Origin of the sequence: Frankia sp. R43, assembly GCF_001306465.1 — a bacterium.
GTDB lineage: Bacteria > Actinomycetota > Actinomycetes > Frankiales > Frankiaceae > Parafrankia > Parafrankia irregularis.
In genome coordinates this window covers 867,514-880,590 of record NZ_LFCW01000004.1, presented here as the reverse complement: position 1 = coordinate 880,590, position 13,077 = coordinate 867,514, and the positions used below count along the sequence as shown (strand labels likewise).

Sequence of the window (13,077 nt, the reverse complement as noted above, 5' to 3'; positions counted from 1 at the left end):
GGGGGATGACGAGGGGGCGAGGCTGGGCTCCAGCTGCGGTGGGAGCCGTTGACACCCGCAAGTGATCATCGTAGTGTGACTGCGATTACGAAACATTGTTCGTAATAACGAACTATGGAGGGAGATGTGGATGTGATCAGACAAGACCTCATCCTGATAGACGGTGCGTGGGTTCCGTCGTCCGGTACCGGCGTCATCGAGGTCGAGAACCCGGTCACCGAGGAGATCATCGGCACGATCCCGGAGGGCACGCCCGAGGACGTCGACCGTGCGGTCGCAGCCGCCGCGCGGGCCTTCGACGGCTGGTCTCGGTCAACCCTCACGGAACGGGCCGAGGTGCTGCGCAACCTGGCCGGCTTCGTGGAGGAGCGTGCTGACGAGATTACTGAGGCCATCGTCCGGGAGATCGGCGAGCCGCTGAGCATCGCCACAGGCCACCAGACCCGGTCGACCATCAGTCACCTGCGCTCCACCGCCGAGGCGCTGCACGAGGTCGACTGGGACGTGCGGGTCGGTGACACGCTCGTGCACCGGGCCCCGGTAGGGGTGGTCGGCGCCATCACTCCGTGGAACGTCCCGCTGCTGATGATCGCGATGAAGGTCGGCGCTGCCATCGCCGCCGGCTGCACGGTTGTTCTCAAAGGCACCGAGATCGCGCCGCGCAGCTCCTTCTTCTTCGCCGAGGGCACACAGAAGGCCGGCCTGCCCGCCGGCGTTGTCAACCTGGTCAGCGGCACCGGTCCGGTGGTGGGGGAGGCCATCGCCGGTCATCGGCTGGTCGACATGGTCTCGATCACCGGATCGGTCCGGGCGGGCAGCCGCGTCATGGAGATCGCCTCCCGGGCGGTGAAGCGGGTCGGGCTCGAGCTCGGGGGCAAGTCCGCCAACGTCATCCTCGAGGACGCCGACGTGGCGAAGGCCGTCACCGCCGGGATCGCCGACGCGTTCCGCAACAGCGGTCAGGTGTGCGGAGGCCTCACCCGGGTGCTGGTGCCCCGTGAGCGCCTGGCCGAGGCCGAGGCCGCCGCTCGCACTGCCGCTGAGTCCTACCTGCTCGGCGATCCGTTCGCAGCGGAGACGACGCTCGGACCGGTTGTCACCCGTGCTCAGCGGGACCGTGTCCGCGAACTGATCCAGTCGGGGATCGACCAGGGCGCCACGCTGGTGACCGGTGGCCCCGAGCAGCCCGAGGGTCTCGACGTCGGCTACTACGTGAAGCCGACCGTTCTACGCGGCACGCCCGACATGCGTATCGCCCGCGAGGAGATTTTCGGCCCGGTCGTGACGATCCTCCCGTACGACACCGAGGAAGAGGCGATCGCGATCGCGAACGACTCCGACTACGGCCTCGCCGGCGGCGTCTGGGCCGCCTCGGCCGAGCGCGCTCGTGAGGTGGCGCTGCGCCTGCGCACCGGTCGGATCCGGATCAACGGCTCCGCGGTCAACCCGCGTGCACCGCACGGCGGCTTCAAGCTCTCCGGTATCGGCCGGGAGAACGGTCGTTTCGGTATCGAGGAGTTTCTCGAGTACCAGTCGATCGGATGAGCACGGAGCGACGCCGGGCTCGGTGGCGACGGAGCGAAGAGTGAGAAAGACATGTCGGTGAACGCACAGATAGCCGTCCTCCCTGCCGGTACTTCCCTGCTCGAACTCCGTGAGGTGACCCTTCCCGCGCCCGGTCCGTACGAGGTCGTGGTCGAGCAGACCTCCTTCGGCGTATGTCACAGCCAGCTGGACCGCATCTTCGACCCCACACGGGCCGGCGCCATGCTGCTCGGCCACGAGTCGATCGGGCGCGTGCTCGCTGTCGGTAGCCAGGTGAACTACGTGGGGGCGGGAGACCAGGTGTGCATCACCTGGATCCCCCGTAGCCCGCTGGACGGCCGTCCGCCCCGGCCGTCGAGGCTGGCCCTCCCCGACGGCGAGGTGGCCACCTCGCACAACTGCTTCACGTGGGGCACCCATGCCGTGATCGACGAGCAGTACGTCGTCAGAATGCCTGACGACACCGATCCGGATCTCGGCAGCATCATCGGCTGCGCGCTGATGACCGGTGCCGGAGCCGTGATGAACAGCATCGACCTGCGGCCCGGCGAGTCGGTGGCCGTCTGGGGCGCGGGTGGCGTCGGGCTCTGCGCCATCGCCGGTGCGGCGATCCTGGGCGCGGGGCGGATCATCGCGGTCGACGTGAGCGACGCCAAGCTCGACCTGGCCGCGAAGTTCGGTGCAACCGACGGCGTCAACGCCCGCGAGACCGACCCGGTCGAAGCGATCCGTCGGTTGACGCCGCACGCGGACGGTACCGCCGGCGCCGACTACTGCCTGGACTGCACAGGAATCGGGACCAACATTCCGGTGAGCCTCGCCGCAGTCCGCCCCGGTATCCGCGGGGCGGGTATCCGCGGCGGCACCGACGTCCTCGTCGGCATCCCCCGCGAACCCTTCAAGATCGACAGCTTCGACCTGCTCAACGGCGAGAAGACTCTGGCCGGATCCGTCGGCGGCGGCTGTGATCCGGTCCGCGACTTCGCGACCTTCGTGACCTGGACCCAGGAGGGCCGTTTCGACCCCACACTCCTGGTGACGGACCACTTCCGGCTCGACCAGATCAATGACGCCGTCGATGCACTGCACCACGGCCGCGTCCGCGGCCGCGCGGTGGTCACCCCGGGCGACGCCGCGTCAGTAGGGAGGACGCCATGAGCCGGATGTCCATCCGACACGTGACGCCGGCAGTCCGCATCCACGCCGGGGAGGACGCGCTGGCCGCCCTGCCGCGCGAGCTCGACCGGACCGCTACCCGACGCGTGGTCGTAATCAGCGGCGCATCGATGCGTCGCCACACCAGCGTGGTCAAGAGGATCGAGTCCGTGCTCGGTGACCGCCTCGCCGGATGGTTCGACGGGGCGTGCGAGCACAGTCCGCTGCCAGCGGTCAGGTGCGCGGTCGAGGTCCTCGATGCCGCGAGGGCAGATGCGGTGGTGGCTCTCGGCGGCGGATCGGCCGTCGTTACCGCCCGTGCCGCCAGCATCCTGCTGGCAGAGGGCAATGACGCCCGGGAGCTTTGCACGCGGCGCGGGAATGACGGTCGACTGGTGAGCCCGAAGCTCAACGCCCCCAAGCTGCCGCAGTGGGTCGTCGCGAGCACGCCCACCACCGCCTACGCCAAGGCGGGCAGCGCTGTGCGTGATCCCGACACCGGCGAGCGGATCGCGCTGTTCGATCCCAAGACGCGCGCCACCGGTGTGTTCATGGACCCCGTGGTGGCCAACACCGCTCCGGTGGAGCTTGTGCGGTCGTCCGCGCTCAACGCTTTCGCCATGGCCGTTGACGGCCTGCAGTCCGACAGCGACGACCCACTCGCGGACGCTCTTCTGACGCACGCTCTGCGGCTGGTGCGAGCGTGGCTGCCGCGTCTGAATGCCGCTCCGGACACCGAGCCGCGCCTGCGCCTCATGCTCGCCGCGCTTCTTGCGGGCCAGGGCAGCGATCACACGGGAACGGGTCTGGCCCAGGCGCTCTCCCATGCTGTCGGCCCGCGATCCAACGTGGCCAACGGGACGGTCGAGGCCATGCTCCTGCCGTCCACCATGCGTTTCAACGCGGAGCCGGCCCGGCAGCGCCTCACCCGGGTCGCGGAGATTCTCGGGGACGGACAGCCCGGTGACCAGGCCGCAGTGGCAATCACCGCCGTCGAGGGTGTGCTCAGGGAAGCGGGTGTACCGGTGCGACTGCGCGATGTCGGAATCGACCATGCGATCGTGCCGGAGATCGTCGACCACGCGCTGGACGACTGGGCAATCACCCACGTCCCACGACCGGCGAGTCGGCACGAGCTCGAGTCCCTTCTCTATGACGTCTGGTGACCGAACGGCACCATGTGAAGGCTCGGTTGGCATCGCCATGGCCGCGTTCTCCTGTTAAGGCGCGTGTTGACGTGCGGACACCAGTGAAATAGATTCGTAGTTATGAACAACAGTTTCCACATGTGAACCGGAAAGGTCGGATTGTCATGAGCCTCGTCGCCGTCGATCTGCGTGGGCATGTGGCGGTGGTCGAAATGCGCCGTCCGCCCAACAACTTCTTCGATGAGGCCAGCCTTCAGGAACTGGCCCAGGCGCTGCAGCGGGTGGATGCCATGTCCGAGATACGGTGCGTGGTGCTCTGCTCTGAGGGGCGGCACTTCTGCGCCGGTGCCGACCTGCGTGACATCGACGCCGACGGGTTGCGTCGGGTCTACCGCGAGGCGTTTGCCATCTTTACGGCGCGCAAGCCGATCATCGCCGCGGTCCAGGGCGCCGCGATTGGCGGTGGACTCGGACTGGCGCTGGCCGCCGACTTCCGGATCGCAGCCACCAGAGCGCGTTTCAGCGCGAACTTCGCCCGACTGGGATTTCACCACGGCTTCGGCCTCTCGGTGACCCTGCCGCTCACCGTGGGGCAACAGAAGGCCCGCGATCTTCTCTATAGCGGCCGCTCCGTGAGCGGCCCCGAAGCTCTTGCCATGGGGCTGTGCGACCGGGTCGCCGAGGTCGACCCCAGAGAGGAGGCGCTGACCTGGGCGCAGGACATCGCATCGTCAGCCCCGCTGTCGCTCCTGTCGATCAGGTCGACGCTGCGGCGGGATCTTGTGGCCCAGGTGTCCGCTGCGCTTGACCAGGAGGCAGCCGCCCAGGCCACCCTGCTCGCGACCAACGACTTCCGGGAGGGGATCAGCGCATCCATCGGCAAGCGGCCGCCCTCCTTCGTGGGCGCCTGAGTAGAACGGCCCTGCCAGTGAGGTTAGATGGCGCCATGACCGATGTCCCGCCCACAAAGCTTGACGGTGCCCCACAAAATCACCGGACGATCGACCGGGTCACCCGCATCCTCGAAGAGGTCGTGTACAACCCGGGAATGACGTTCGTCGAGTTGGTGCGGGCACTGGATGCGCCGAAGAGTTCCGTCCACGGCTTCATCCAGGGTCTCCTTGCTGCGGGGTGGCTGTATCAGGAAGAGAACCGCTTTTTCCTTGGTCCCGCGCTCTACGGTATGACGCTCGCCAGCGGAAGCTTCCGAGCCGGAATGGTTACCGACTCCGATGTCGCCACGCTGTACGGTGCGGCTGGTGTAACGGTCTTCCTCGGTGTCCAGGCCGGTGACCATCTGATCTATGTGTCCGAGTTCGGTGCGGACCGGCTCGCAGGGTTCGCGGCGCGTAGCAATATTCGCCGCACCATGCTGGGAACCGCAGGCGGAAAAGCTATTCTTGCGGCGCTTCCGGCGATACAGAGAGACGCTTTCCTGCGGCGGAGGCGACCAGAGGAGGCCGCTGCCGTGGATCAGTTTCTCGTGGAGTACGAGGATATTCGAAGGACACGGATCGCCTGGAACACGCTGCACGGCGGTACCCGGTCCGCGCTCGCCACCGTCGTGACGGGATCGTCCGGCGAGCCCGTTGCCGAGGTCACGCTCGTCGGGCCCAGTGCCGAGATTCTGCCGCGGGAGGAGGAACTGGCGAAGCTTCTTCTCGAACATGTCGACTCGTGGCAGAGGCGCTCTCCGCTGACTCGCGGAACGTCCGGACAAGGCTCCGGCCTGACGCGGTCCAGGAAATCTGGAAAATAGTGCCCGAAAGCCTGAAGCGCTGAGTTTTTCCGCGGCATCACGACGCAGTCTCTGGCCCAGGTAATAATGTGGTTGTTGGCGCCTGTCGTCTGGCATCCGGTCGAACTGGGGGTAATTCTTGTCTGTCGAAATACGATCCGCTCGTGCTCGCCGGTCTTGTCTGGCTGTTCCTGGTTCGAACCCGAAGATGCTGGGCAAGGCGCAGGGCCTTCCCGCTGACCAGATCTTCTGCGATCTTGAGGATTCCGTCGCTCCGGACGCGAAGGAGTCGGCGCGCGGCAACGTCGTGGCCGCTCTGAACGAGGGTGACTGGGCGGGCAAGACCCGGGTGGTGCGGGTCAACGACCTGACCACCAAGTGGACGTACCGCGACGTGGTCACGGTGGTCGAGGGCGCCGGCGCGAACCTGGACTGCGTGATGTTGCCGAAGGTGCAGACCGCGGCGCAGGTGCAGTGGCTGGATCTGCTGCTCACGCAGATCGAGGAGGTGATGGGTTTCGAGGTCGGTCGGATCGGGATCGAGGCTCAGATCGAGAACGCGCTGGGTCTGTCGAACGTGAAGGAGATCGCGTTCGCGAGCCCGCGGATCGAGACGATCATCTTCGGGCCGGCGGACTTCATGGCGTCGATCAACATGCCGTCGCTCGTCGTCGGTGCCCTCACGCCGGACTATCCCGGTGACCCGTTCCACTACGTGCTGTTCAAGATTCTCGAGGCGGCGCGGGCGCGGGGCGTGCAGGCGATCGACGGCCCGTTCCTGCAGATCCGGGACGTGGACGCGTTCCGCGGGGTGGCGAAGAAGTCCGCGGCGTTGGGTTATGACGGCAAGTGGGTGCTGCACCCGGGGCAGATCGAGGCGGCGAACGAGATCTACGCCCCGCGGCAGGAGGACTACGACCACGCCGAGCTGATCCTGGACGCGTACGCCTGGTACACGTCGGCTGCCGGTGGTCTGCGCGGAGCGGTGATGCTCGGCGACGAGATGATCGACGAGGCCAGCCGCAAGATGGCCGAGGTCATCGCGGGCAAGGGCCGGGCCGCCGGGATGGCGCGCACCGCGGCCTTCACCCCGCCAGCGTCCTGACTGCTCGCCGCCCGTCCGCTGGGACCGTTCCGCCGAGAATTCACACGACACGGGAGCCGTGATGGGCAGGGTTGCGCAGACCGACGGGTTGACGGATGTCCAGGCGGACATCCTCGCCGCGGTGCGGTCGTTCGTCGACAAGGAGATCCTTCCGTACGCGAACGAGCTGGAGCGCAAGGACGAGTTCCCCGACGCGATCGTCGAGGCGATGAAGGAGATGGGGCTGTTCGGGATCACGATTCCCGAGCAGTACGGCGGCCTCGGCGAGTCGCTGCTGACCTACGCGCTGGTGGTCGAGGAGATCGCGCGCGGCTGGATGAGCGTTTCCGGTGTGATCAACACCCATTTCATCGTGGCGTATCTGGTGTTGCAGCACGGCACCGAGGACCAGCGGGCGCGGCTGCTGCCGAGGATGGCGACCGGTGAGGTGCGCGGCGCCTTCTCGATGAGCGAGCCGGGCTGTGGTTCGGACGTCTCGGCGATCACCACCCGCGCCGACCGCGACGGCGACGACTACGTCGTGAACGGTCAGAAGATGTGGCTGACGAACGGCGCCCGCGCCGGGCTGGTCGCGACGCTGGTGAAGACCGACGAGGGTGCGGAGTCGGTGTACCGGAACATGACGACGTTCCTGTTGGAGAAGGAGCCCGGTTTCGGGACGCATGGGGGGATCACGATCCCCGGGAAGCTCGACAAGCTCGGGTACAAGGGCGTCGAGACGACCGAGATGATCCTCGACGGGCATCGCACCCCGGCGAGCTCGATCCTGGGCGGGCCCGAGGCGGCCGGCAGTGGCTTCTACCAGATGATGGACGGGGTCGAGGTCGGGCGGGTCAACGTCGCGGCGCGGGCCTGCGGGATCATGATCCGCGCGTTCGAGCTGGGGATCGCCTACGCCCAGCAGCGGCGGACGTTCGGTCATCAGATCGCCGACCACCAGGCGATCGCGTTCAAGCTCGCGGAGATGGCGACCAAGGTCGAGGCCGGTCATCTGATGATGGTCAACGCGGCCCGGAAGAAGGACAGCGGGCAGCGGAACGACGTCGAGGCGGGGATGGCGAAGTTCCTGGCGAGTGAGTACTGCCATGAGGTGACGACGGAGTCGTTCCGGATTCATGGCGGGTACGGCTATTCGAAGGAGTACGAGATCGAGCGTCTGTACCGGGAGGCGCCGTTCATGCTGATCGGTGAGGGCACCTCGGAGGTGCAGAAGCGGATCATCAGCCGCGCGCTGCTCAAGGAGTACAAGGTCCGCTGACCCCCTGAGCGGCAACCAGACGTGTGGATCATGCGGGTTGCGCATCGCCTTGGTGGCCGGATTCGGGAAACGGGAGCAAGCGAGCAGGCTTACGAGCGGCTGCTCGTGGGTGGAAGGCCGCCGCTGTTTCGGCCGGCCGTGGTGCCGATCTGCTGGGGGATAGTGCTGGTACTCCTTACCACCAGGACTCCCAGTCGCCCCTGACAGAGTGGTGTGCTTTCGGAAGGAAGCACGGCCCGCGATTCAGGAAGGCAGGCTCGCATGACTGAGCGTGTCCCGGCAATGCCTACCCGACCAGTCACCGCCGTCGCGGGGGAAAGCCTGCCAGCGCCTGGAAGGGATCGCGAGCGGACCTCCCGCCCGGGCCTTTCGCTGGCCGTGGCCATGCTCGGCTTCTTCGTGGTCGCGCTGGACGCCCAAGTCGTCAACGTCGCGCTGTCCGACATCCGTGGTGACCTGGGTGGGGGGTTGTCCGGATCGCAGTGGGTGGTTACCGGTTACACACTCATGTTCTCCGCCCTGCTGCTGTTCGGGGGCACACTGTCCGACCGTGTCGGAGCTCGAAGTGCTTATGGGCTCGGCATGGTCCTCTTCGTCGTGGCGTCGATCGCCTGCGGGCTCGCGAACAGTCTCGGTCTACTGGTCGTCGCACGTGTTGTCCAGGGGATGGGCGCTGCCCTTGTCACCCCCACGTCGCTGGCATTGATCCGGACGGCCTACGACGACGCCGCCCGGCGTGCTCGCGCGATCTCGTACTGGGCTCTGGGGGGAGCGGTGGCGGCAGCTGCCGGTCCTGTCCTCGGCGGCGCACTGACTGAGGTCGACTGGCGGCTGATCTTCGTCCTCAATCTCCCGGTCGGCGTTCTCGCTCTCGTCCTGCTCGTCCGGGTCGGCGCGTCGCCGCGGCGCATGGCTCCGTTTGACTGGCTCGGACAGGTGTGCGCCGTGCTGGGCCTCGGCGCGTTGACCTACGCGGTCATCGAGGGCGGCGACCACGGCTACCGGAGCACGCGGATCATCATCGCGGTCGTGGTCGCGCTTGCCGCGGCCGTTGTTTTCTTCGTCGACCAGGTGCGCGCCAGGAACCCGATGGTGCCCCTCGACCTGTTCCGCGCGCGTCCCGTCACGGTCGCGCTGGCCGTCGGCTTCGTAGGCATGGTTGCCTTCTATGGGGTCGTGTTCCTGCAGAGCCTGTACTTCCAGCAGCAGCGTGGTCTGTCTCCGTTGCAGACCGGGCTGCTTTTCCTTCCTATGACCGCCCTCGTGGCCGTGCTAAATCCAGTCGCGGCGCGCACCGCGCTGCGGTGGGGGCCTGTGGTGCCCATCGTTGGCGGCCTGGTCCTGATGGCGGTCGGGCTGGTCGCGCTAAGCCTTGTACCCGCAGGCACACCCGTTCTTACCGTGGCCATGTTGATGGTCCCAGTCGGCGTTGGCGGTTCCTTCACCGTACCGCCGGGGGCTTCTCTGATCATCGACAGCATTCCCGCTCACCGAGCCGGCACGGCCAGCGGAGTGCTCAACGCCTGCCGGCAGTTGGGCGGCTCTCTTGGCGTCGCCGTGTTCGGCGCTACCATCGCTGGTGAGCGCAGTTTCTCTCATGGCCTACGCCTCAGCCTTCTGCCCACTGCAGCTCTTCTGCTCGTCACGGCCATGGCGAGCCTCACCCTCCGCGGAAGCATTGTCGCGAGAAGGACGCGATCGTCAGAGTAGGACTCTGATAGGAGACTCTGGCCAGTTTGGCCGATAACGGTTCGTAGGGTCGGTGGCAGGTGTGGCAGGCGCCGGTCCAAACGTTGAGCAGGGTCTGGAGCGTGCGGAGGACTCCGTAGAGGGTCAGGCCGGCGCAGGGGCTTTTGGGGTACGGCGGAGCTGGGTGCACATGGCTTGGGCGAGGCAGGCGAAAGGGCGTGGCGGTGCCGGCCGTCGAAGGAACGCCCGTCGTAGTGGTCGAATCCGAGGCCGTCTTGGAGCTTGCGGTAGTCGTGCTCGATCCGCCAGCGCAGTTTCGCGAGCCGGACCAGGCGGCGTAGGGGGATGGCGGCGGGCAGGGCGGACTCGACATCGCCGGTGTCTCAGTTTGCCACTCGCGGTCGAGCCCAATCGAGGCGGTGCCGGAGATCCGCCTTAAGGCGAGGACTGCAACGCTGCACCGCGGCAGACGCGAGCATGCCGTGCTCGGCGCGGTGCCGTAGGCCACTCGTGGCGAGGGGCGCGCCTGCCAGAGCGGCGGCCACCTAGCCGAACTCTACCCGTGACGACTACAATGCGTGATAATTGAGGCGATCGTGGTGGTGACGTCGTGATGCCGGACTGCGTGATATTTACTGGGCTGAGCTGGCAGAAGTTGACAGGGTGATGGCCGTAGACCAGGCCAAACGTCATCTCGCGACAGGTGACGGCAGGGGTCAGCAGGGGAGCGGCGGCACTCATAATCCGGTAGTCGTGGATTCGAGTCCACTACCCTGCGACGTGGCGTGATGAATCATCTGGCTTTTCGAAACAGCTTTACCCTCGTCCGTTCTGTCGAATCGCAGCCAGTTCCGAAACAGTTGAACCCTGTCGATAGTTGATCGGTGGCGGCGCCCACGACGCCGGCCACTATGCCGCGACGGGTCATCAATTGGGTTGTCGAAGCCTGCGCGGCTGTCTCAAGACCCGCGCGATCTATAGTGAGGTGACCGCTTCGCCGCAGGCCTCACGTTGATGGCGCGGGCAGAGTGCAGCTGTGCGTTGTGAGGGCCGGCGGGTCGGGTGCCTCGTCTGTGGTCTCCTTGGTGGGGTGATGGTCGGGTGTCGGAGTGGCGGCGAAACCGGCACGTCGTGGCCAGCTCCCGTCTCGTGGAGGCGAGAGCGTCGATCGCCGGCGAACCGGTAGCACAGCGATGCTCTGTGCGATGGCCGGCGTTTCCCTGATGGCTGCCACGGTGGCTGCAGCGAGGGCCGGGGTGATGTCATGACTCCGAATCTGTCCGTTATGACAGCGATTGGGCCTCAAGCTTCGCCCGCGCCGCCGCCGGGTCCTGGCGCGCCGGGACCCGGAGAATGCGACCGAACGAAATCCCAGCCCGGGAACGGCGTAGGGCTCGCTGTGACCACTAAGCAGTCCGCGCCCGCGACGTTGAGCGCCTTGACAGAAAGTCCCGTCCGGGTGATTCTTCCGGACACCCCGCCTGTCATCACACCAGACATCGCGTGGGTCCTGCTTCGCATCATTTATGCAGCGCAGGCGGACGGACACTCTGCGGAGACCGCCCGGTCACGGGGCATGCCACCCGGCAGCTCATCGACCTGATCAGTTTGCGATCGACCATAGCCGAGAGGCAGCTTTCATGATCCGATTCGCCTTCTACGGCCGCGTGTCCACCGAGGACCAGCAAGACCCGGAAGCCTCCCGCGGCTGGCAACTCGCCCGCGCTCGTGCCCTCATTGAGGGGCACGGACAGATCACCACGGACTACTTTGACGTCGGCCAGTCCCGCTCCCTGCCCTGGAAACGCCGCCCCCAGGCCGCGCTTCTACTCCAGGACCTCGCACGCCCCGACCGTGGCTTCGACGCAGTGGTGATCGGCGAGCCCCATCGGGCCTTCTACGGCAACCAGTACGGCCTGACCATGCCCGTCTTCGAGCACTACAGGGTCGCCATGTGGGTTCCCGAGATCGGTGGACCCATCGACCCCAGCTCCGAAGCCCACGACTTGATCATGTCCGTGTTCGGGGGCATGTCAAAGGGGGAGCGGAACCGGATCAAGGTCCGGGTACGGTCGGCGATGCAGGCTCAGGCCAAGGTTGAAGGGCGCTATCTCGGCGGTCGGCCCCCTTACGGCTACCGGCTCGCCGACGCCGGCCCCCACCCCAACCCGGCGAAGGCGGCCGATGGCAGACGACTCCACGCGCTCGAAAAGGACCCAGTCACCGCACCCGTCGTCGAACGCATCTTCGGGTGGTATCTGAACGGGATGGGAATCTTCCTCATCGCCCAGACCCTGACCGGCGATGGTATTCCCTCTCCCTCGACCTACGACCGAACCCGCAACAAGCACCGCACCGGCATCGCCTGGTCGAAGAGCGCGGTCCAAGCTATCCTCGCCAACCCGCGCTACACCGGCCGACAGGTCTGGAACAAGCAACGCAAGGCCGAAACTCTCCTCGATGTCGAAGACGTCGCTCTCGGTTACGAGACCAAGCTCAAATGGAATGAACGCGACCAATGGGTCTGGTCCGATCGCCCCGCCCACCCGGCGATCATCGACGAGGCGACGTTCGTCGCGGCGCAGGAGCGACGAGCCCGCCGCACCCCCAGCTCTGACCGGCCTCGCGTCCGTGCCCAGCACCCCCACGCACTACGCAGCCTGCTGATCCACCAACAGTGCGGGCGCCGGCAGGGCGCCTGGAACCACGGCCACTCCCACTACCGCTGCCGCTACCCGCAGGAATACGCCATCGCGAATGTCATTGATCACCCGCTCTCGGTCTACCTGCGCGAGGACGCCATCCTGCCGGATCTCGACGCCTGGCTCGCCACAGCCTTCGACCCGAACCGCCTTGCAGCCACCCTGGACACACTCGAGGCGAGCCAGGCGGACTCCAGAGGAGCCGTCATCGATCCGATCAAGAAGAAGATCGCTGCCTGCGACCGGAAACTCGCCCGGCACCGCATGGCACTCGAAGCCGGCGCGGATCCAGCGGTCGTGACCGCCTGGATCCGCGAGACACAGGCCGAACGCGCCACCGCCGAGGCCACACTTAGACACGCCGAAGGAGAGACGACGACCGGTCTCCGCCTCACACGCAAGGAAATAAACGATCTCGTCGAATCGCTCGGCGGGATCCTCGTGGTCCTCGGCAGGGCCGATCCCGCCGACAAAGCGGAGATCTATCGGCAAATGGGGCTAAAGCTCAGTTACGACCACGAGACCAGCATGGTCTCCGCCGAGGCCTCACCGAGATCATCGGTGGGCGTACTGTACGTGTCCGAGGGGGGACTTGAACCCCCACGCCCGTTAAAGGGCACTAGCACCTCAAGCTAGCGCGTCTGCCATTCCGCCACCCGGACGAGTGGTGGTTCTGGGCTGCTCGCCCGAACCGAGGATGACTCTACACGCTCGCGGGGGCGTCCGACGCTACGCCA

At 66.6% G+C, this 13,077-nt stretch carries 9 protein-coding genes, 1 tRNA gene and 1 pseudogene; 9 read left to right on the top strand and 2 right to left on the bottom strand.

Annotated features, from left to right (window positions below):
- The first annotated feature begins 132 nt into the window (after nucleotides 1-132).
- The 9 genes and pseudogenes from ACG83_RS20875 to ACG83_RS46810 all read left to right on the top strand — a co-directional run.
- Entirely contained in the window at nucleotides 133-1,545 is a 1,413-nt protein-coding gene (locus ACG83_RS20875) for an aldehyde dehydrogenase family protein (protein ID WP_054567983.1), read from the top strand.
- Nucleotides 1,546-1,596: 51 nt separating this feature from the next.
- Nucleotides 1,597-2,703 (top strand): zinc-binding dehydrogenase, encoded by a 1,107-nt coding sequence (locus tag ACG83_RS20870; RefSeq protein WP_054567838.1) that lies wholly within the window; start codon nucleotides 1,597-1,599, stop codon nucleotides 2,701-2,703.
- Nucleotides 2,700-3,866: an iron-containing alcohol dehydrogenase family protein gene (locus tag ACG83_RS20865; protein ID WP_054567837.1), complete on the top strand. Its 1,167-nt coding sequence runs from the start codon at nucleotides 2,700-2,702 to the stop codon at nucleotides 3,864-3,866. Before ACG83_RS20870 ends, ACG83_RS20865 begins: the two co-directional genes overlap by 4 nt.
- 146 nt (nucleotides 3,867-4,012) lie before the next feature.
- Nucleotides 4,013-4,759 (top strand): enoyl-CoA hydratase/isomerase family protein, encoded by a 747-nt coding sequence (locus ACG83_RS20860; RefSeq protein WP_054567836.1) that lies wholly within the window; start codon nucleotides 4,013-4,015, stop codon nucleotides 4,757-4,759.
- A gap of 35 nt (nucleotides 4,760-4,794) precedes the next feature.
- Nucleotides 4,795-5,607: an IclR family transcriptional regulator gene (locus ACG83_RS20855; protein WP_054567835.1), complete on the top strand. Its 813-nt coding sequence runs from the start codon at nucleotides 4,795-4,797 to the stop codon at nucleotides 5,605-5,607.
- A 130-nt stretch (nucleotides 5,608-5,737) separates the two neighbouring features.
- Nucleotides 5,738-6,691, top strand: a complete 954-nt coding sequence (locus ACG83_RS20850; protein ID WP_255354762.1) for a CoA ester lyase — start codon at nucleotides 5,738-5,740, stop codon at nucleotides 6,689-6,691.
- A gap of 61 nt (nucleotides 6,692-6,752) precedes the next feature.
- Nucleotides 6,753-7,949 (top strand): acyl-CoA dehydrogenase family protein, encoded by a 1,197-nt coding sequence (locus ACG83_RS20845; protein ID WP_054567833.1) that lies wholly within the window; start codon nucleotides 6,753-6,755, stop codon nucleotides 7,947-7,949.
- Between the two features lie 261 nt (nucleotides 7,950-8,210).
- Nucleotides 8,211-9,659, top strand: a complete 1,449-nt coding sequence (locus ACG83_RS20840; RefSeq protein ID WP_235498054.1) for an MFS transporter — start codon at nucleotides 8,211-8,213, stop codon at nucleotides 9,657-9,659.
- Nucleotides 9,660-11,164: 1,505 nt separating this feature from the next.
- Nucleotides 11,165-12,181, top strand: a pseudogene (locus tag ACG83_RS46810) (recombinase family protein); the annotation flags it as partial.
- 108 nt (nucleotides 12,182-12,289) lie between these two features.
- On the opposite strand, the gene ACG83_RS46805 reads toward ACG83_RS46810, so the two are convergent.
- Together ACG83_RS46805 and ACG83_RS20830 are read right to left on the bottom strand one after the other, a co-directional pair.
- Complete coding sequence (locus ACG83_RS46805) at nucleotides 12,290-12,832, bottom strand: hypothetical protein (RefSeq protein WP_054567832.1); 543 nt, start codon at nucleotides 12,830-12,832, stop codon at nucleotides 12,290-12,292.
- An 85-nt stretch (nucleotides 12,833-12,917) separates the two neighbouring features.
- Nucleotides 12,918-13,002, bottom strand: a tRNA-Leu gene (locus ACG83_RS20830).
- Between the last annotated feature and the right edge of the window lie 75 nt (nucleotides 13,003-13,077).

What these genes read in the sequence shown, in the direction of transcription:
- ACG83_RS20870 (WP_054567838.1), top strand. Translation starts at nt 1,597, where the DNA reads ATGTCGGTGAACGCACAGATAGCCGTCCTCCCTGCCGGTACTTCCCTG.
- ACG83_RS20865 (WP_054567837.1), top strand. Translation starts at nt 2,700, where the DNA reads ATGAGCCGGATGTCCATCCGACACGTGACGCCGGCAGTCCGCATCCAC.
- ACG83_RS20860 (WP_054567836.1), top strand. Translation starts at nt 4,013, where the DNA reads ATGAGCCTCGTCGCCGTCGATCTGCGTGGGCATGTGGCGGTGGTCGAA.
- ACG83_RS20855 (WP_054567835.1), top strand. Translation starts at nt 4,795, where the DNA reads ATGACCGATGTCCCGCCCACAAAGCTTGACGGTGCCCCACAAAATCAC.
- ACG83_RS20845 (WP_054567833.1), top strand. Translation starts at nt 6,753, where the DNA reads ATGGGCAGGGTTGCGCAGACCGACGGGTTGACGGATGTCCAGGCGGAC.
- ACG83_RS20840 (WP_235498054.1), top strand. Translation starts at nt 8,211, where the DNA reads ATGACTGAGCGTGTCCCGGCAATGCCTACCCGACCAGTCACCGCCGTC.